Source organism: Streptococcus pseudopneumoniae (genome assembly GCF_001072315.1).
In the GTDB taxonomy this organism is placed as follows: Bacteria; Bacillota; Bacilli; order Lactobacillales; family Streptococcaceae; genus Streptococcus; species Streptococcus pseudopneumoniae_R.
Window position 1 is genome coordinate 1 of the sequence record NZ_JVLI01000186.1, and the last position, 1,270, is coordinate 1,270.

General features: G+C 33.7%; 2 protein-coding genes and 1 pseudogene. All 3 read right to left on the reverse strand.

Translation table 11 applies throughout. The features are described from left to right. On the reverse strand, positions 1–506 hold a 506-nt coding region (locus tag ADH54_RS09870; protein ID WP_049524981.1), incomplete at its 3' end, for a Fic family protein. Positions 507–570: 64 nt separating this feature from the next. Continuing rightward, positions 571–792 carry a hypothetical protein gene (locus ADH54_RS09875; RefSeq protein WP_049524982.1) on the reverse strand — a complete coding sequence of 74 codons (222 nt, stop codon included), beginning with the start codon at positions 790–792 and terminating at the stop codon, positions 571–573. A 52-nt stretch (positions 793–844) separates the two neighbouring features. Beyond that, a pseudogene (locus tag ADH54_RS09880) lies at positions 845–1,270 on the reverse strand (ParA family protein); the annotation flags it as partial.

The following is a 1,270-nucleotide window of genomic DNA, read 5'->3' on the forward strand; positions in this document are numbered from 1 at the left end:
AAAGGATGAATCCTTTCAAATTGTGCATGAAAGCTTGTTAAGTAATTCAAATCTTTTTGTTTTTTCAAATCATAGCCAATCAGTAAAGAAAGCATCTCATCTTCAGTCTGTTCAACAGAAGCTGTCGCAATTTTTCCTACCTCATTTTGCAATACTTTATAACGACCAACTGGAGCTATCGGGTTATGCTCAGAACTTGTTCCACTTTTTAGAATACGATGCAGGTTTTTTATATAGTCCTCTGTCAGTGGCTCGTTAACGGTATCTAAGATATAATCAAAACATTTAAAATGATTATTCATTTCTACCAAATCATCAATTTTGATTCCTTTTGCATCAATATTTGCGATTGTCTTTGTCTCATAAATTAAGCTAGTCTGCTCTTCTGTCAGACGACTTCCTTCAATTCGGTTAGAATTATAAGCAAAGCGTTTCTGTGTGATATCATAAATACCACCATGTACTTTTCCTTCTCTCTCTGCTAAGAGCCTTGTAATTAAATCCATTATTTCTCCTTGTAGTAAGCAGTTGTAGTTATGGATATATTTATAGTCATAAACATATTTATAACTATAGTTTCTCGATTAATTTATCAAGATAATCTGATGCAGACTTTGCTCCAGCTGCTTTAGCAATCTCATCTAATTTTTTCCGATTGCTTGGTTTCAAAGTAAACTGGAATTGCTTTTTGCGTTCAAAACTTTCAAAGTGGGCTACATCTGAAATCTGCTCAGGTTGGTGGGTTGCTTCGATAATCTGCGAAATCTCTTTTTCTTTTGGTGTGAATGCCATAACAATCTCCTTCTAATTATATTTATAATTGTGTTTGTATTTATAAATATAATTATATTGTATCATAAATTTTTGAAAAAGTCTGCTCCAGCTCAGTGAAAAACTTTTTGTGTTTTTGATAAAGTTCAGGATTCTCCTCCATATCTGCAATAGAGATCTTATCAATCGTGGAATGATTGAATAACTCTTTTGCTGGTACAATTCCTAGAAGGTTATCTGTTCCCTTTTCTTTGGCTTCAAGTCCCAGAGCTTCCAGTAATTCTCTTGATGATCCGTAGTTTGGTCGAATCATATTTGCTAGAAAATATAACTCAGCAGTAATGTATGATTCTCTTGTACGATAGTCAATTACATCCTTTCTAAATGCTTCTAACCGAGTTGATAGATTGAATTTGGCATTATAACCAAACTCTGAAGGAGTCAATGGACTAATAATAGCGTGACTGACTGCAACAGCATTTTTAGTAGCTGTCGCAAA